Below are 19,118 nucleotides of genomic sequence, written 5' to 3'. Positions count from 1 at the left end.
ATGTTGTAGAAGTCTAAAGCTTCACCGTATAAAGTAACCTAAATTCTCTCTTTTGTTCTTTCTGGTTTATATCTAATTTAATAGAAATCAAACTTAAGATGTATAAAATTAATTCCTACCAAAAGCCTTCCTAAGTAAACACCTACATATTTTCACTATGTTATATACATGCTAAGTTAAGTACTTACTCACACCAATAACCTTTATTCAAAAGCATAGATAGCTATTAAACCTAAAAAATGAAAAATTGGAATAAAATTGGAAAAATAAAAAGTTTAGTGATTTTTATTCTATGTGTTATATCAATATCACTTCTGAATCTTAATGGAAACGCTGAATCGAAAAATGACTTTTATATAGAAATTATTATTGTGCCTTTTCTATTTATGGTATTAGGCCTTCCCTTAATCACAAAATTTTGGAATCTAATGAGATTTAAGTTTGAAAAACCAAATTGGAATGAAAATCCTATTACTTTTTAAATTTTTAAAAAGTTTTATTTTTTTTCAATTTATAGCTTTTTGGTTCATATGCTTGGGGTTTATAAATCTTTCAATTATCGGAGTTTTAATCAAAGGGTGTTACAATTGTTTCTTTTTATTTTCCTTCCAAAAAAATTCTCGTATATAAACACACTACTTTCTAAAAACAAAACCCTTGGCAACATATAAGAAAACCAATAAAAGAACGTTAACTTTGTACTGTGTTAAGTAAAATAAAAAATAGCATATTTATAAAATGCCTTTGGGGTCTGATAGGACTTCATCTGTTAAATATAAGTGTAGACTCAAAAGACCCAAACCCTGAACATATTCCTGAAGATTTATCATTTAACGACCAAGAAAGTATTATTGAAATAGTCGTGGAGAAAGTTTTGGGTTTTGAAGATGCTATTAAAGAATATGATGACCACGATACAGAAGACCATAATAAAAAAACAAATGTTAAAATTGATTTAACAACACATTCAATAGTTGCTAATACTTTAAATCCTTTAATATTTGAAACGGCAAGACACAAATTCCCCAATTATAAAGCCCATTTAACAACCGGTTTTAATAAACTCAACCTTCCTCCACCCAAGATTTAATTTGTTTTACAATTTGATAAGTTCCTACTACAAAAATTGTTAGTGGGACCACCTTTTAATACATAAAACAAATTAAAAATGAAAATAAAAACATCAATGATGCTTATAATTTTATTAGCATCTTCAACATATTCAATCGCACAAATTACAAAAACTGAAAAAGACAGTATTTATATTCAACAAATAGAAGACCACAAAGAACCGGACAAAGTTTTACACGCAGAACCACTCTATATAGACCTCATTCGAGATTTGGGAGCGCGAAAAGGAGAAAAAGAATGGAATTTAGGTTTAGGTTTGACAGATAATCTGAATTTTGATGCTTATGAAGCATTAATTGAATATGAATGGGCGCCTATTGACAGACTTGGCTTAGAAGTTGAATTGCCTTTTACTTTTTATGCGCCACAAAGTGGAATTGATAGAGATTTAATACCTTCGAATAGTCTAAATAGCATCAAAATAGCTACACAATGGTCATTCTTTATTAGTGAACCTATGGCAACTTCTATGGCGCTTGGATATATCAACGAGTTTGAACTTTCAAACTTTAGGGATTTTGGAAGCCCACTCTTAAAAGGAAATATTTATAACCCATTTTTTGTAATTGCAAAACGTTGGGGTAACAACTTTCATTCTTTGATTTATACAGGGCCAATGATTGAACAGAATTTTAGTGCCAATACCTTCCATACCACCTATGACATCAATACAAGTTTTCATTATATGATATCAGGTACGCGAAACTTTATAGGTATTGAATTCAATAAAACAATGGACAATGGCGACTTTGACATGACCATACGACCTCAAATGAGAGTTGGAGTTACTGACAACTTGCTAATTGGAATTGTAGCAGGAATTCCTGTGAGTAGAGAAAATGAAAGATTCAGCTCCTTTTTAAGACTCATATGGGAACCGAAACACAAACATAAACATAAATAAAAATACGGTATTCACAAAGGATATAAAAAGCGGTTTAGATTTACACCTAAACCGCTTTTATTTTTAATTTAAGTAATATTCCACTGAAAATTACGTGTAAAAATCTACACCTTTTCATATATGAAGAAATTCACACACACCACTTACCCAACTACTTCTAACTTTGCAAACCGCAATAACAACTTTTTAACTCCTCCATGCTGAAATTTAATTTCTGCTTTAGTATCTGTACCCGTTCCTTCAATTTTTAAAACCTCGCCTGTTCCAAACCTAATGTGTTTAACCGTATTACCTACAACCAATTTACTATCAAATAAATTGGTAGTTTCACTGCTATTGGTTTTTGCAACTGGTTTTAAATTTTTGGGGGTTGTAACTTGAAATTTTTGGGGTTCTTTTTTAGCAGTATGACCTTTTTTAAATACAGGTTGTTTTGCTGGTTTGTATCTTATTTTATTAGGATTTACATCTGTATGTTCTGCATCACCAAAAATATCGGCACTCAGCATCGGATTAAATCTACGCTCTTCAATTGGAGTTACTATATCCAGATACTGTTCGTCTATTTCTTCAATAAACCTACTGGGATCAGAATCTACCAATTTTCCCCATCGGTACCTTGACAAAGCATAAGTTAGGTAGGCTTGTTTTTCAGCTCGAGTTAAAGCTACGTAAAACAAACGCCTTTCCTCCTCCAACTCACTGCGCGTATTCATACTCATAGCACTTGGAAACAAATCTTCTTCCAAGCCCACGATAAATACATACGGAAACTCCAAGCCTTTAGCTAAGTGTATAGTCATTAAAGCCACATGGTCTGTATCTCCTTTATCGGCATCCAAATCAGTTGCCAATGCCACATCTTCTAAAAATTCCGCCAAATTACCTGTAGTATCTGCTATTTCTTTTTGACCTTCTACAAAGTCTTTCATACCGTTTAAAAGCTCCTCAATATTTTCCATTCTGGTAACCCCTTCAGGGGTAGCATCTTTTTTAAACTCGGTAATTAAACCACTGGTTCTGGTAACATACTCTGCAAGCTCAAAAACATCGGCGGTTTGATTTAAAACCTGAAAGCTTTCAATAAGCGTTACAAAATTTTTAAGCTTATTTTTAGTGCCTGAATTTACATTAACCTCTGTTTTGTCAATGTGTTTCATTACTTCAAAAATAGAACGCTTATAGCCATTGGCAGCTACAATCAGTCTATCAACTGTTGTTTGTCCAATACCACGAGGGGGAAAATTGATGATACGCTTTAAAGCTTCCTCATCTGCAGGATTAATAATTAACCTTAAATAAGAAAGTACGTCCTTAATTTCTTTTCGTTGATAAAAAGAAAGCCCTCCATAAATTCTATAAGGAATATCGCGTTTTCTTAAAGCATCTTCAATAGAACGTGATTGAGCATTGGTACGGTATAAAATGGCAAAATCGCTATTTGGCAACTGATGGTTCATCTTGGTTTCCCAAATGGTACTTGCTACATAACGCCCTTCATCTCCATCAGTTAATGAGCGGTTTACTTTTATTTTAGCCCCTTCATCATTCGCTGTCCAAACTACTTTGTCTAATTTCGTTTGATTTTTATCAATAATAGAATTGGCTGCATTTACAATATTTTTAGTAGAACGGTAATTTTGTTCTAAACGAAATACTTTTACATCGTCATAATCTTTCTGAAAATTGAGGATATTGTTAATATTTGCTCCACGAAAAGCGTAAATACTTTGCGCATCATCACCAACAACGCAAATATTTTGAAACTTATCTGATAATGCCCTTACAATTAAATATTGTGAATGGTTGGTATCTTGATACTCGTCTACCAAAATATATTTAAATCGGTTTTGATATTTCATTAAAACCTCTGGATACCGCGTTAACAACTCATTGGTTTTTAAAAGTAAATCATCAAAATCCATTGCTCCGGCTTTAAAACAACGCTCGACATATTCTTTATAAATATCGCCCATGCGAGGACGTCTTGCCATTGCATCTGCTTCCTTCAATTCTGGATTTTGAAAGTAAGCTCGCACCGTTATTAAGCTATTTTTATATGATGAAATTCTGGAACGTACTTGCTTGTATTTATAAATATCTTTATCAAGACTCATTTCTTTAATAATAGATGCTATCAATCTATCAGAATCTTGAGTATCATAAATAGTAAAATTACTTGGATAGCCTAACTTATCTGCTTCAATCCGCAAAATTTTAGCAAAAACGGAGTGAAAAGTTCCCATCCACAAATTCTTAGCTTCACTTGCTCCAACTATGGTTGCAATACGTTCTTTCATTTCGCGCGCGGCCTTATTAGTAAAGGTTAGCGATAAAATATTAAAAGGGTCAATACCCTCACTCATTAAATAGGCAATGCGATACGTTAGCACACGGGTTTTTCCTGAACCTGCACCAGCAATGATAATCATAGGGCCTTCCTTTTGAATGGTGGGTTCTAATTGCGCTTCGTTTAACTGACTTAAATACTTCTCCAATTCATTTTCATTTTAAGACGTGAAATTAACCAATGTTAAGCTTTTTTTAAGGTCGATTTATTAATAATTATAAACATAATGATTTAAGGTTTCATTAATTAGTATGCCACCCTCCTTTTAACGCCTTAAGTCCTTGAAAATTTGCAACACACCTAAGCGATGCATATCATTATTGCATAATACGGTATCAAAATAACCGACCGAAAAATCTATACACAGATTTTTTTATACTAACTTTTAATCGGTTTCATTTTTTTTACCATCTCCAGTCATAGCATTCAATAATCCTGCTTGTATATTGAGCCATAAATAATTAAACACCGATTTATTTTTAACTCTCTCTATATCGGATTTAGAACCATGCCTGAATTCATCAGACTTATCCTTGCTATCTTTAGAAACAAAAATATTAACCAAACCTGATAAAAATTTATTTTCCTCTTTGCCATTCTCTTTCAATACTACCACATCAAAATCGTCATATCTCAACTTCAAATCAATGCGAGATGTGTTATCATTTCCATTAATAGTAAAATACGTTTTATTAATTTCGCCTTCTAACCGCACATTCAAATTAGGAATCATAAACTGATTCATACTATCTGCATTAAGCTTTCCTAATTCTCCTTCAAAAATAAATTCGTCAGCCCTATTATTTACATCAAAATCCCATTGTACTCTTAAAGGGGTTGCCTCCATAAAAACAGCCTCAATATTAGCAGAAGTTAGTGTGTTTTCTTTTGTATAGGTATTGCTTAAATTTGTTATTTCCGCATTTAATTTTGAAAACAATAGTTGACCTCCTTGCGTATCCTTTTTCACTTTTTCTATATAAGTAACAGAGGCATTATTAAGATGTAAAACATTTAAAGTCATTTCAAAGTCTAAATCCCTCAATGATTTACTATATAGCGGTTTGTATGACATATCATCTACTACCAACTTATCTCTATAAACTATAAAATTAGGCTGGTAAAAATCTACACATTCACTCTTAAAATAAAATAAGGAATCTTGTTTAAAACCAAATTTTTGATTACTAATTTCAACAGAATCTACTACCAAATCAAAATGATCTCGCTCAACTGATATTTTATGAGATAAAGTCTCTTTTGAATATTTTGTTTTGAGCTTAAGTCCTTTAAATTTTGATGCAATTGAAGTTATTTTCAAATGCTCTAAGTTCAAGTTTTCATAACTATTTACACTGTAAAAAACAGCATTAGAAGATAAAGTAAAATCATTATAACCTGTCAGTTTAATTTCCTTTGAAGGGTTGATTTCAATAAGATCCATTTGAAAATTCAGCTTTTCAGTTTTCAACATTAAAGAATCATTAGAAACATCATAAACCTCAACATCGGCGTCTTGAATTTGGAAAGATTTTATATAAACCAACTGCTTTAAACCTATATTAGTACCATTTTTATAAGAACTTGAATTTACTTTGGCATTATGGTAGTACTTTACATTTGGCTGATTGATTATTAGATTATCCACTGAAATTATATCATTTGTGAAAAAATTCCAATACCCAAAACCGCCAACTTGAAGAGATTCTAATCCAATTTGAACATTTATTTCTCCTGTAGTTTTTCCATAAACCGAAATTAATGGTTTTAGTAGCTTGGCACTTCCGTTTAATACGTCCACCTCAACAGATTCATATAAAATCTCTACGGTTTCAGGTGTATTTTCTATCTGGTTTTTAAGTTTATTCTTAATAATATAATTAAGTATAACAACACTTACTAGCAATAAAACACTGATGCCTACAGATACAATTATTACTTTTTTTAATCTTGAATTCATAACTTAAAGATATGTATTCAAAAGTTTCATTACAATTTATTTTAAATATCTTTATCCAAATTAAGTTTATAATGGATTTCTTATTAGTTATTTTATCAAACATCGCTTGGTGGGGCTGGATTTTAATAGCTTTGGCTCTCGTTGCTATACGAGATGTTTTTTTTCAAAAAGCACACACTATTAGCCACAATTATCCCATTTTTGGGCATTTACGATATGTATTGGAAAAATTTGGTCCAGAATTAAGACAATATTTGGTAGCCAACAATAGAGAAGAATTGCCTTTTAATAGAATTGAACGCGGCTGGATCTATGCATCTGCCAAAAAAGAAAATAATTACGAAGGTTTTGGTACCGATAGAGATATTTTTGAACACCAACACATTTTTATTAACAATGCGATGATGCCCTTTAAAATAGATGACAATCATCCGAATGTAGTTGACCAAACATTTTTACCATGTGCTAAAATTATTGGTGAATTCAATAAACGAAAGAAACCTTATCGTCCAGCTTCTGTTATTAATGTTTCAGCTATGAGTTTTGGGTCTTTATCAGCTAAAGCTGTAGAATCACTAAATAAAGGTGTTCAAATGGCAAGCGCTTACCATAATACTGGTGAAGGTGGACTATCACCATATCACCAAAATGGTGGCGATGTCGTTTTTCATTTTGGAACTGGGTATTTTGGAGTTCGCGCTGAAGATGGTGGATTTTCCATGGAAAAAATGATAAAATTAGTTGAAAACAACCCCTGTATTCGAGCTATTGAAATAAAATTATCACAAGGTGCCAAACCGGGAAAAGGTGGTGTTTTACCTGGTGCCAAAATAACTAAAGAAATTGCAGATATTAGAGGGGTTAGAATTGGAATAGATGTATTATCTCCCCCTAATCATCGTACATTTAGTAATGTACCAGAAATGGTTGATTTTATTGAAAAAATTGCTGAGGCTACAGGATTGCCGGTTGGTATTAAAGCAGCCATTGGCAAATTAGAACAATGGGAGGAATTAGCAGATATTATGCTAAAAACCAATAAAGGTCCAGATTTTATAACTGTAGATGGTGGTGAAGGAGGAACGGGCGCTGCTCCTCCAAGTTTTGCTGACCATGTATCACTCCCTTGGGTTTATGGTTTTGGAGATTTATATAAGTTATTTAAAAATAAAGGTTTAACTGAACGCATTGTTTTTATTGGTAGTGGCAAACTTGGATTTCCTGCAAAAGCCGCCATGGCATTTGCTATGGGTGCTGATTGCATTAACGTTGCCAGAGAAGCCATGATGAGTATTGGTTGCATTCAAGCACAAGTGTGCCATACCAATCGTTGCCCGAGTGGTATAGCTACACAAAGCAAATGGTTGCAAAATGGTATTGACCCTACTCTGAAATCAGTTAGGTTAGCACAATATTTTAAAACATTTAGAAAAGAGTTAATAGAAATTACCCATGCCACTGGTTACGAACATCCTTGCCAATTTAAAATGAGTGATATTGAGATTAATGTTGATGACCACAATCTATCTAAAGAACTAAGTAAAACCTACATGTATGAAAAAACAGAGGTTCCCTTTAAGGGTATGCAACATTTAAAAGATTGTGTATATTTGGGTGGTAGTAAATAGTTTTTAATCTCCATCATAATTTTTAATAAAACATCATAATAAACAACCTCTTAATTACCTACTCTAATATGGAACCACAGAGAATTTTAGACTTATTTTTATATGCTACTCCTACCTTAATTACAGGACTTATTGCTTATTATTTTTTTAAAGAACATACCAAAAATGAAGATGGTAGAAGACGTTTTTTACTAAAAAAAGATTTACAAGTAAATTCTATGCCATTACGTTTACAAGCATACGAACGCATGGTTCTTTTTTTAGAACGCATTTCTCCTACTAAATTACTAATTAGAGTAACTCCTACTTCTTCAGAAAAAGAACAATATGAATCTTTACTTATACAGAGTATAGAGCAAGAATTTGAACATAATTTATCTCAACAAATTTATATAAGCGATAAATGTTGGGGAATTATTTTAGCAGCAAAAAATGCCACCATTCAAATAATTAGAAAAGCCAGTTTATCTGAAAAAACAGATACAGCTAATAAACTTAGAGAAGTTATTTTAACTGAAATGATGGATCGCAATTCACCAAGTGATGCGGCACTTTCATTTATAAAGAGTGAAGTTTCTGACTTATGGTAAAATTATTATTTCATACTAGTAAACTTACGCTCAAGAATCAATTCTCAACTCATTTGATAATGCTTGTTTATCTCTATTTTTAGCATACTCATAACCTTGTTTCCACCAGGATAGCATTAATTTTTTATTGAAAATTAGTGAATTTTCTGTTAATTTTGAGGGAGTGTAGAACAAATTAAGTTTCACATCTCTGTTTTTTGCCGCAAGTTTTCCTATTAAAATATCACTGCGCTCAACTTGATCCAATAAATGCCCATATAAATTAAGCATTAAAGAAAATGGATTCTTCCCTAACACTTTCATATACTCCATATTTTCAGACTCTAAAACAACGGCATCAATCTCAGTAGCCCCACGCTGAATAGCTTCTCGAATAGGCACTACACAACCAAAAGCACCATCAGCATACTCAAAACCATCAACTTTTGCCAATGACATAAATGGAATATAGTTACAAGATATCCAAATCCATTCACAAAACTCATCATAAGTAAAATCTTTTATAGACTTATATTCCACTCTGTTTTTTGATAAATTTGAAACCGTAACAACCACGTCTTCTTTGGTTGTTTTAATAAAATTATATTCTGCTTCAGTAAAATGCTTTTTTAAATATCTTTTCAATGCCTTACTTTCTCCAAAGGTTCGTTTCATCTTCATAAATTGCCATATAGAATTCATGAAATTTATAGAAACATATTCCCGATCTCCTTTTTTTCGAGATATAAATGGACTGACACTAAAAATATTACTTTGTTTTACATTAGTAAACACACTATGTATTTTGTCTATTTTGTTGGCAGCTAAATGAGGTATTAACAAACTGCCTGTTGAAGTCCCTACAAATATATCATATTTATGTCCCTTAACTTTCATTAAATATTCCGCAACACCGCCTGCATAAGCGCCCTTACTTCCTCCTCCAGAAATTACTAATGCTCTCATAAATTAACGCTCTAATTGACTAATATCTTTATTTTTAAATTTAGCAAAGTTATAACCACTTTGCCACCATTCAGTCATTTTTTCTTTATCGAATATAAGGGAGTTTGTTGTTAATATGGTAGGTGTGTAATAAAAATTTATAATAGCATCATTATGTGAGGCTACAAATTTTGCAATTTTTATATTTTGAGATTCAATACGATCTAACATAAACCCAAACATATTGGTTATTAAAGAAAATGGATTTTTAGTAGGCATTCTATTCAACTGGTTGATTTCCGTTTGCAAAATAATAGCATCAACTTCTGTTGCGCCACGACGAATAGCTTCTTCAATTGGCACCATATTCCCCATGCCTCCATCGGCATATTCACAGCCCTCCTTTTTTACTAAAGACATAAACGGCGTATAATTACAAGAAATCCAAACCCAATCACAAAAATCCTCATAACTAAAATCTTTTAGTGACTTATATTCTACCTGATTGAGAGATAAATTTGATACCGTAACAACAATATCTTTCTTTGATTTTTTCAAGTCAATAAAATCACTTTCAGAAATTGTTTCTTTTATTAATCGTCTTAAATGATGACTTTCACCAAATGTTTTACTCCCTCTAATAAAATTAAGAATGACGCTTAAATGCTTTATGGCAATATTTTGAGTACCATATCTTTTTTTTATAACAAAAGGACATACGCTAAAAACACTATCATTATTAACATTGGTATAAACTGCTTTTATCTTTTCAATTTTACGCAATGCCAAATGAGATACCAATAAACTACCCGTTGAAGTTCCTAAAAACAATTGATAATCTCGTTCCATTTCCTCAATAAGATATTGAGCTACTCCTCCAGCAAATGCACCTTTACTACCCCCTCCTGAAATTACCAATGCCCTCATTTAATAAATTTATTATAAAATAAAACAAATATTATCAATTAATATAAGAATTAAATAATTTTTATACGGTAATGAACTATGTGATTTTTACATCAGCAATTATCCACATTTTATAGAAAACTTTGTGATTTGACAGATTTTAAGCACGTTAGCTAAAAAAAACAACTATTTTAGTGCCCATATAACCACCATTTTATATGACCAAAAACTACCTCATTTTAGCTTTATGCTGCACTGCTATTACCATTTCCTTTTTCGGACTCAACAAAATAGCTACCACAGACTTTTCAAAATTAAAAAATAACCTTACAAATTCATCTGAAAGCCTTTTACCTCCATCTGCAAGTATTACAGGCTCTGCAGATGTTTGCAGGAATGATTCTTCTCCTATTATAACATTCAGTGGCTCTAGCGGCACAGCTCCTTATACGTTCACTTATTCGATTAACGGCGGCGCAGACCAAACAATAAGCACTTCTGGAAGCAATAATTCTGTTTCTTTTGGCGCCATCACGAGCAATGTTGGTACAACTGTATATGAATTAATATCTGTAACAGATAGCAACAATGACACATCAAGCGCTAATGGAACAGCCACCATAGTTGTAAGCGAACCTACAGTTGACTTTACTTTTGATAACAGCGGAGCCTGTTCTGGCACGACAGTAAATTTTACTTCAACAGTAACTGGGATTGGCCCATTTACTTATAATTGGAGTTTTTCTGATGACGGAAGCACCTCTTCAAACAGCAACCCTACCCATAGGTTTACGGTTCTAGGTTGCGGTCCTAATACTCAAACCGTAGACGTTACGCTTACCGTTACAGATGACAACGGATGCAGCAATTCCATAACAAAAGCAGTACCTGTTTTACCAAAACCTGATTTATCTTTTTTTGATGTTGATGCCGCTGCTAATTTTACAGAACCATTCAATAACTGTGGAAATAACACAACCGACCCAGCTTACACTATTACCGTTGGCAATAATTCTGCGTCAACTTCTTGCGTCAATTCCTATGACGTAAATTGGGGAGATGGCAACACCGAAACCGATGTTACCTTTCCATTAACCCATACGTATTTACAACTAGGGTCGTTTAACATGACTATAACAGGAAATGGCACCAACTGCAACAACTCCGTTACATACTTGATAAAAAATTCCAGTAACCCCACTGGAGCCATTGTTACTCCTGGAAACACGGTAAATTTATGTATTCCTGTAGCGCCATTGGAATTTTACATCGGATCTTGGGGCACCAACCCTCCGGACACCAGTTATAGAATAGATTTTGGAGATGGCAGTGCTATTGAAACATATACCCAAGCTGAACTTGAGGCATCCACCTATTTCAATGCGGCCGACCCTGCTAATTCGCAAGGCTTTCCCATTCCACACACATACACAGATTCAAATTGCCCGAATTATAGCTACACTGTTTACTTAGATATTACAACATCTTGCGGTGTTTCCAATTTAACAGCGGGTCCTATTATCATTTTGAAAAAACCGGATGTTGATTTTGAAAATCCTTCAACCGGATGTGTAAATACCCCTGTTCTCTTTGAAAATACTTCTTTAGAAGGTTATAATCAAAATTGCGATACAAGTGCAGGCTATTTTTGGGATTTTGGAGATGGCACAACATCAAATTTAAGAGACCCGTCACACACATACACATCAACAGGAACCTATACTATTTCTCTATACGCACAAAACTTTTGCGGAACAACCGATAACATAACTAGCACTATTTGTATTGAACCAGAATTAACCCCCGCATTTACATTAAGCACAAATAATGGATGCTCGCCGCTTACGGTGCAAACTACAAACACAACAGATTTAAGCTCAAGCTGTGGTGGGGACACTTATTTATGGGAAGTTAGTTATGCAAATGGATTTTGCGGAACAGCACCAGAACAATGGAGTTTTACCAATGGTACTGATGAAAACTCTGCCTCGCCCACCTTTGAATTCAATACTGCAGGAACTTACACTTTAACATTAACAACTACAAATTCCTGCGGAAGCAATTCAGTTTCCGAAACTATTGAAGTAAAAAGACCACCTACAACAAGCATTAACACTATTGCAGATTTTTGTGGCACTGCATCTATTAGTCCAACAGCTATAGTTGACACCTGTGCCCCAAGTTCCGAAACCCCAACATATAGCTGGAGTTTCCCCGGAGGAACACCTGCTACATCAAGCGCCTTAAACCCTGGAACTATCACTTATGCTACCCCAGGAAATTATCAAGTTTCTTTTAGTATTACCAACAGCTGCGGCACCACAACTGATACAGAAGATTTTGTTGTAAACCCCATTCCGTCATTAACAAACACCAATTTAACCCAAACCATTTGCTCAGGAACAGATACCTCCCCTGTTAACTTAACATCCAATATTACCGGCACGACTTTTACTTGGACAGCTTCAGCCCCTGCTGGAGTTTCTGGTTTTACTGCTTCAGGCAATTCAGACATTATACCTATTCAAACTATTTTTAATTCAAATACCTCATCAGAAAGTGTCACTTTCAGCATAACCCCTTCTATAAACGGTTGCGATGGGACTCCTTTAAATTTAGTGATTACAGTTGACCCAGCCCCATCGTTTATCAGTCAACCCCAACCTGAAACCATTTGTTTAAATGGACCTATAAGCCCTTTATCCGTTTCTGTAAATGGTCCCGGCGCACCATCCTACCAATGGTATAGCAATACCATAGATGCTAACACAGGGGGGACTTTAATTTCTGGTGAAACAGCCGCAACATACACACCGCAAAACACCCCTTCGGGTGTAACATATTATTATTGTATTGTGTCATTTACCTCAGGAGCAGGTTGCAACGAAATCATTTCCAACACCGCTAGAATTGAAATCGTTGATGGCATTCAAATAGACACCCAGCCCACACCAACCCAAAGTATTTGCAATGGAGGCAATATTCCTGCACCTTTATCGGCAACCCATTCTGGAGGTACTGGAACAATCGGTTATCAATGGTACAGCAATACAACAAATTCCAGCACTGGAGGCACCATCATTTCTGGTGCAACCAATATTAACTATATGCCACCGACATTTACATCCTCTGGAAATTATTATTACTATTTAGTTATAACACCAAGCGGAAGTGGCTGTAACGATATTACAACTGATGTTGCTGAAATAATTGTTGCTGATGACCCCATCATTACCACACAAGCTTTAAGCTCCCAAACACTTTGCCAAGGCACAGCTCCTCAAGATTTAGAAGTAGTTGTTAATGGCGGACTAGGAACTGTTTATAATTACCAATGGTATAGCAACACTACGAACTCGAATTCTGGAGGAACTTTGATTTCTGGAGCAACAAATGCCATATACTCACCACCTACCACCAACGTTGGTACTATGTATTATTATGTAAACATTACACAACCAAGCGCAGGATGTGCAGTACTTAGCGATGTTTCAGAAGTTAACATTAATGCTGCCCCTACATTTACATCGCACCCCATTTCAAACACATATTGTTTTGGAGACGTTTTAAACCAATTATCTGTTGCATATTCCAATGGAGTAGGCACTCCAACCTATCAATGGTATTCCAATACAACAAACAATAACACAACAGGAACTCCCATAACTGGTGAAACAGGAGCTACTTTCACCCCTCCTTCTGCAAGTATTGGGGCTGTCTATTACTATGCAATTATTACATTCTCATCTGGAGGCTGCACCCAAGTAACTTCTGATGTTGCTGAAATCACCATCAACCAAACTCCAAATATCAGTTCTAAATCTGAAATTATTTGTAGCGGAAATACTTTCACCATAACACCCAATAATTCTGGAGGTGATATTTCACCCATTGGGACAACTTACACTTGGACCAACCCAGTCATCAATCCTGTTGGAACTATCACTGGAGCTTCCAATGAAAATACTCCTCAAAGCAATATCAGTCAAACATTAACTAACACAAGTACCAACCCTTCAACCGTTACCTATACCGTTACCCCTACTTCAGGCATTTGTGTTGGAAATGATTTTACAGTCACCATTACAGTCAACCCGTCCATTAGTATTACCCCCAACCAGATAAACAGCAATTGTTATTTAGCCAATTCGGGGTCTTTAGATATTTCAATAACTGGTGGCGTACCGTTTTCTACAGGCAATCCGTATCAAATATTATGGACAGGCCCTAACGGTTTTAATAACACCAATGAAGATATTTCCAATTTAGAACCTGGCAATTACACCCTACAAATAAATGATGATGGTGGATGCCCTTTTACAAGTAATTTTACGATTACAGAACCCGAGGAATTAATTTTCAGCTCCATAAATTTTGATCCCGAAACCATATCGTGTTTTGGCGCAAACAATGGCACAATCGGTATTGAAATTTCTGGAGGCACCATGCCCTACACTTACAATTGGACAAGAAATGGCGCTTATTTTTCAGACACGGAAGACCTTTCTAATTTAGAACCCGGCAATTACGAGATTACCGTAACGGATGCTAACAATTGCATTCCCATCATTCAAAGTTTTTCAATTATTGAGCCAACAGAATTAAGCGTAAATTTAGTAAATCAAGTAGACATTATTTGCTTTGGAGACGCCACAGGTGAAATAACCATCAATACCGTTGGAGGCCGCCCCATTGAAACAAGCCCTGGTGTTTTTGACTACACCTATGCTTGGACAGGCCCTAATGGATTTACTAGCAATCTTCAAAATTTAACTGGATTGATCGCTGGCACTTATAATTTAACAGTAACCGACAAATCAAATTGTACAGACACGTTAGAAGTCGTTTTAACACAAACTGATGAAATAATCATTGATTACACTGCAACTGAAATTAGATGTTATGGAGATAACGATGCTTCCATTACAATTAACAACATATCAGGCGGTAACGCTCCATACACCGTAGCTTGGAGCAACTTAGGCTCAGGAATGACCCAAACCAATTTATCTGCCGGAACCTATGTTATAACTGTTACCGACAACACCAATTGCGAAAAACAAGCCATCATTGTAATTGATGAAGCACCTATTTTTGAAATAAATCCAATAATCAATAATGTATCATGTTTTGGTGAAAATGATGCACGTATTGTTTTAAATTTAGTAGGAGGTATAGCGCCTGTGACACTGGTTTGGAATGACAATCCAACTGCCGGTGTAGAGCGAAACAATCTGGGTCCTGGCTCCTATACAGTTACTATTACTGATGGTACTCCATGCGTTATTACAGAAACATTTATCATTACAGAACCTAATGAGCTTACACTATCTGCAACTACTACCGATGCTTTAGATTGTGATGATGCTAATAGTGGCGCTATAAATTTAATAGTTACTGGTGGCACTCTACCACTAACTTACGTTTGGTCTAATAATGCTACTACTGAAGATTTAAATAACATCCCTCCAGGAAATTATTCTGTAACAGTTACAGATGCCAATAACTGCCAAATAACGAGAAATTGGGTGATTAACCGATTTGAACCACTTGAAGTTGACGTTCAAACTATAACAGACTTTGATTGTGACACTAAAGAAGTTAACCAAACTTTTGTCGCTAATATATCTGGCGGCCTTCCTCCCTATGATATAAATTGGTCTAGCGGAATAGTTAGCGGTACTAATGGAGAAATCATGAACACCAATCAAAACGGACTGATTATTATTGATGTTAGCGATAACATGGGCTGCTCAACAAGTTTTTCACATAATGTAGATATTCCCGTTTTAGGAAATGCCGATTTTAATATTACCTCTAACGCTTTATCAACCTTTGGATTTTATTCTATTGAAGACCCTATAGCCTTCACCAATACATCAAGCGGAAATTATATTTCAGTTTTGTGGGATTTTGGTGATGGTCAATTTTCTACTGAAGAAAATCCGTCTCATACCTTTATAAACGAAGGCGTTTACACAATCTTACAAACTGTTTATTATCCTTTTGGATGCGTTTATACAAAGCAAATTTCTGTAATAATTGAAAAAGGATATAGCCTCATTATACCAAATGCGTTTACTCCCAATGGCGATACTATGAATGCGTATTTTGTTCCTGAATCCATTGGACTATCAGACATGAATTTTAATATCTATGATACTTGGGGCAGCTTAATTTATTCTGAAAAAGGAGACCATATAAAAGGTTGGAATGGAAAAATAAAAGATGCCGAATCAGAAAATGGCAATTACTACTATACGCTGGAAGCCAAAACATTTTACGGCAAAACAATTAAAAGCAAAGGAGCCTTTGTATCTATTAAATAAGCAACAGATAAAGATGAAATTAAAAATAACCTTTATAATCATTATGAGTTGCTTTTCTATAAAAGCAAATGCTCAAGACCCGGTTTTCACACAATACTTTTTAGTCCCCGAAACTTTAAACCCTGGGTTTTCTGGGTTTGAAGATGCTACTTATTTTGGTTTAATCCACAGAACCCAATGGCCAAACTTAGGTTTAAGAATAGATACTGAATATGCATTTTTTAATACTTGGATTGAAAATATTGGAGGCATTGGTTTTAGCATTTTAAATCAACATGAAAACAATACCAATTACAACCATTTACAAGGAAATGCTAATTATGCATATCATGTAAGACTGGCAAACGATTGGTATTTCCGACCTGCTATTGAAATCGGTTTTGGAACTAAATCTTATAATTTTAGAAATCTGGTTTTAGCAGACCAAATTAATATTAACTCTGGTAGTGTTAGCCTTATTACTTCAGATCAATTAGCACTAAATGCAAACAGAAACATAACCTTTTTCGATTTTACTACTGGATTTGTTTTTGATAAAAAAAATACGAGAACCGACACTGATTTATGGCTCGGTGCTTCCATTAAACATTTAAACCGTCCCAATATTTCTTTTGTTGAAAATGGCAATGTGCCCTTGGATATTTTTTATTCACTACATATTAATTACAAATTCCCTTATTTTGACCGTAATGATATGCTTATTTACGCCAACTATATGCAACAAGGTTCATATAACAGATTAGACATTGGTTCAACCATTAAATTAGAAAAATTATTAATTGGCGCTATAGCAGTTACCAATCCTGCTAAAAATGATACTAATAGTCATTTATTAACATCTGTTAATACCTTTATTGGCTTAGAATTCGATCAATTACGCTTTGGCTTTTCATATGATTTAAATACCTCTAAAATAGGTAGGACAGATGGTGTATACGAACTTTCTATTACCTATTTGGCAGATTGTTTAATATGTAGAAACCCTGCCAATACAGAACGAAGGAAATAAACCATTTAAAATCCTATTACTAAGATCAAGATGAAGAACATCTTTTTATAAATCGTATATAACTTTTAAAATATATGCTAAAAGAAACGTCATAAAAAAAACAACTATTAATTGTACATTATTAATTATTAACTATCTTTGCACGCAATTTCGGATTAACCTCTGGCGAAAATCGTGAATGTTGTTCTGAATTAATTAAAATTAAATTTAAAGATATGGAATCTTTAGTAAAATTTGTACAAGACGAATTTGTAACAAAAAAAGAATTACCTGCATTTAGTGCTGGAGACACAATTACTGTTTACTACGAAATTAGAGAGGGTGAAAAAGTACGTACTCAGTTTTTTAGAGGTGTTGTAATACAAAGAAGAGGCTCTGGAACTTCAGAAACTTTTACGATTAGAAAAATGTCAGGAACAGTTGGAGTAGAACGTATATTCCCAATTAATCTACCTGCTTTACAAAAAATTGAAGTTAATAAAAGTGGTAAAGTACGTAGAGCTCGTATTTTCTACTTTAGAGGACTTACTGGTAAAAAAGCTAGAATTAAAGAAAGCAGACGTTAATTTTACTTTTTCAATCACATATAATAAAAAAAGCCTTGAATATTCAAGGCTTTTTTTATTAACAATTGTTAATAACCTTAGTTAACAACCAGTTGATATCTATACACTTAAAATAGTCAAATAAATCTATAAATTTAGTAACTTAGCGTAAGCGGATTTAATAACTGCGAAAGCTGGTTTCACTTCAACAATGAATATATATTAAATTCCAACTAAAGTAACGTTCATTATACAGTTGTTTTTTTGAGATTTGAAAGTTTATTACAATAACATGTGTAAACTTAAAATCATGAAGTTGTAAAAGATTCCAATGTTTATACAAATGGTCTATCACAACTAATAGTTTTTAAAAATGGTAAAAGTGAAAGCAAATACCATAATAAAAACAATGCTTGAAGAAAACTTATTGCTAAAAGTAATAAGTATTCAATCGCATCAAAAAAACAATTAATCAGGTTCATTTTGTCAATAGGTCAATACATTTTGAAAATTACAACATGAGCCTCTTGAAATTTCTGAACTTGAACCACTTCATTTGAACATGTGTTTAAATGAAAAATAGCAGCAATGCTAAAGGTCTCGGGAAGTCATTTCAAAGAAAGCCATATCAAAATAGATTAAATTCTATAGTGATATGGCTTTTGTATTTTAATATTTAACTGTTTTTATTCTAATTTTTTATTTATCAATTCCTTACACAGTTAATTTTCTACATCTTTTTAGTTTTTAACATGACTTCATTCACAATATGTGAATTTTAAAAATGAAATTTTGTATATTCGCAACGCGAAAAAATACGCTTTAATTCTTAGCTTATTTTT

At 33.7% G+C, this 19,118-nt stretch carries 12 protein-coding genes; 8 read left to right on the top strand and 4 right to left on the bottom strand.

Annotated elements, in window-relative coordinates; all coding sequences use genetic code 11:
- The first annotated feature begins 239 nt into the window (after nt 1-239).
- The 3 genes from APS56_RS00130 (at nt 240) to APS56_RS00120 (ending at nt 2,035) form a co-directional block, all read left to right on the top strand.
- Entirely contained in the window at nt 240-482 is a 243-nt protein-coding gene (locus tag APS56_RS00130; protein WP_054723633.1) for a hypothetical protein, read from the top strand.
- Between the two features lie 221 nt (nt 483-703).
- On the top strand, nt 704-1,090 hold the full coding sequence (locus APS56_RS00125) for a hypothetical protein (RefSeq protein WP_054723631.1): 387 nt from the start codon (nt 704-706) through the stop codon (nt 1,088-1,090).
- Nucleotides 1,091-1,168: 78 nt separating this feature from the next.
- Complete coding sequence (locus APS56_RS00120; RefSeq protein WP_054723630.1) at nt 1,169-2,035, top strand: HAEPLYID family protein; 867 nt, start codon at nt 1,169-1,171, stop codon at nt 2,033-2,035.
- A 143-nt stretch (nt 2,036-2,178) separates the two neighbouring features.
- Here APS56_RS00120 and APS56_RS00115 read toward each other — a convergent pair whose 3' ends face one another.
- Nucleotides 2,179-4,533 (bottom strand): ATP-dependent helicase, encoded by a 2,355-nt coding sequence (locus APS56_RS00115; protein ID WP_054723628.1) that lies wholly within the window; start codon nt 4,531-4,533, stop codon nt 2,179-2,181.
- A gap of 237 nt (nt 4,534-4,770) precedes the next feature.
- Nucleotides 4,771-6,345 carry a hypothetical protein gene (locus APS56_RS00110; RefSeq protein WP_054723626.1) on the bottom strand — a complete coding sequence of 525 codons (1,575 nt, stop codon included), beginning with the start codon at nt 6,343-6,345 and terminating at the stop codon, nt 4,771-4,773.
- 71 nt (nt 6,346-6,416) lie between these two features.
- On the opposite strand from APS56_RS00110, the gene APS56_RS00105 reads away from it, so the two are divergent.
- Entirely contained in the window at nt 6,417-7,973 is a 1,557-nt protein-coding gene (locus APS56_RS00105; protein ID WP_054731027.1) for an FMN-binding glutamate synthase family protein, read from the top strand.
- Between the two features lie 68 nt (nt 7,974-8,041).
- The gene (locus APS56_RS00100; RefSeq protein ID WP_054723624.1) at nt 8,042-8,563 is read left to right on the top strand and encodes a DUF7935 family protein; all 522 of its coding nucleotides are present in this window, start codon (nt 8,042-8,044) and stop codon (nt 8,561-8,563) included.
- 30 nt (nt 8,564-8,593) lie between these two features.
- Here the strand turns inward: APS56_RS00100 and APS56_RS00095 are convergent, their stop codons facing one another.
- Nucleotides 8,594-9,508, bottom strand: coding sequence for a patatin-like phospholipase family protein (locus APS56_RS00095; protein WP_054723623.1), 915 nt, complete (start codon nt 9,506-9,508; stop codon nt 8,594-8,596).
- Between the two features lie 3 nt (nt 9,509-9,511).
- A complete protein-coding gene (locus tag APS56_RS00090; RefSeq protein WP_054723621.1) occupies nt 9,512-10,414 on the bottom strand; it encodes a patatin-like phospholipase family protein in 903 nt (300 codons plus the stop codon).
- Nucleotides 10,415-10,611: 197 nt separating this feature from the next.
- On the opposite strand from APS56_RS00090, the gene APS56_RS00085 reads away from it, so the two are divergent.
- The 3 genes from APS56_RS00085 to rplS all read left to right on the top strand — a co-directional run bounded on the left by APS56_RS00085 (nt 10,612) and on the right by rplS (nt 18,297).
- Nucleotides 10,612-16,722 carry a PKD domain-containing protein gene (locus tag APS56_RS00085; RefSeq protein WP_054723619.1) on the top strand — a complete coding sequence of 2,037 codons (6,111 nt, stop codon included), beginning with the start codon at nt 10,612-10,614 and terminating at the stop codon, nt 16,720-16,722.
- Between the two features lie 13 nt (nt 16,723-16,735).
- Entirely contained in the window at nt 16,736-17,731 is a 996-nt protein-coding gene (locus APS56_RS00080; protein ID WP_054723617.1) for a PorP/SprF family type IX secretion system membrane protein, read from the top strand.
- Between the two features lie 215 nt (nt 17,732-17,946).
- Nucleotides 17,947-18,297 (top strand): 50S ribosomal protein L19, encoded by a 351-nt coding sequence (gene rplS / locus APS56_RS00075; protein WP_054723616.1) that lies wholly within the window; start codon nt 17,947-17,949, stop codon nt 18,295-18,297.
- The last annotated feature ends 821 nt before the right edge of the window (nt 18,298-19,118 follow it).

The organism is Pseudalgibacter alginicilyticus, from assembly GCF_001310225.1.
Classification (GTDB): Bacteria; Bacteroidota; Bacteroidia; order Flavobacteriales; family Flavobacteriaceae; genus Pseudalgibacter; species Pseudalgibacter alginicilyticus.
This window is presented reverse-complemented; position numbering and strand designations above follow the sequence as displayed.

What these genes read in the sequence shown, in the direction of transcription:
- APS56_RS00095 (WP_054723623.1), bottom strand. Translation starts at nt 9,508, where the DNA reads ATGAGAGCATTAGTAATTTCTGGAGGAGGAAGTAAGGGCGCTTATGCA.
- APS56_RS00130 (WP_054723633.1), top strand. Translation starts at nt 240, where the DNA reads ATGAAAAATTGGAATAAAATTGGAAAAATAAAAAGTTTAGTGATTTTT.
- rplS (WP_054723616.1), top strand. Translation starts at nt 17,947, where the DNA reads ATGGAATCTTTAGTAAAATTTGTACAAGACGAATTTGTAACAAAAAAA.
- APS56_RS00085 (WP_054723619.1), top strand. Translation starts at nt 10,612, where the DNA reads ATGACCAAAAACTACCTCATTTTAGCTTTATGCTGCACTGCTATTACC.
- APS56_RS00080 (WP_054723617.1), top strand. Translation starts at nt 16,736, where the DNA reads ATGAAATTAAAAATAACCTTTATAATCATTATGAGTTGCTTTTCTATA.
- APS56_RS00100 (WP_054723624.1), top strand. Translation starts at nt 8,042, where the DNA reads ATGGAACCACAGAGAATTTTAGACTTATTTTTATATGCTACTCCTACC.
- APS56_RS00110 (WP_054723626.1), bottom strand. Translation starts at nt 6,345, where the DNA reads ATGAATTCAAGATTAAAAAAAGTAATAATTGTATCTGTAGGCATCAGT.
- APS56_RS00120 (WP_054723630.1), top strand. Translation starts at nt 1,169, where the DNA reads ATGAAAATAAAAACATCAATGATGCTTATAATTTTATTAGCATCTTCA.
- APS56_RS00105 (WP_054731027.1), top strand. Translation starts at nt 6,417, where the DNA reads ATGGATTTCTTATTAGTTATTTTATCAAACATCGCTTGGTGGGGCTGG.
- APS56_RS00090 (WP_054723621.1), bottom strand. Translation starts at nt 10,414, where the DNA reads ATGAGGGCATTGGTAATTTCAGGAGGGGGTAGTAAAGGTGCATTTGCT.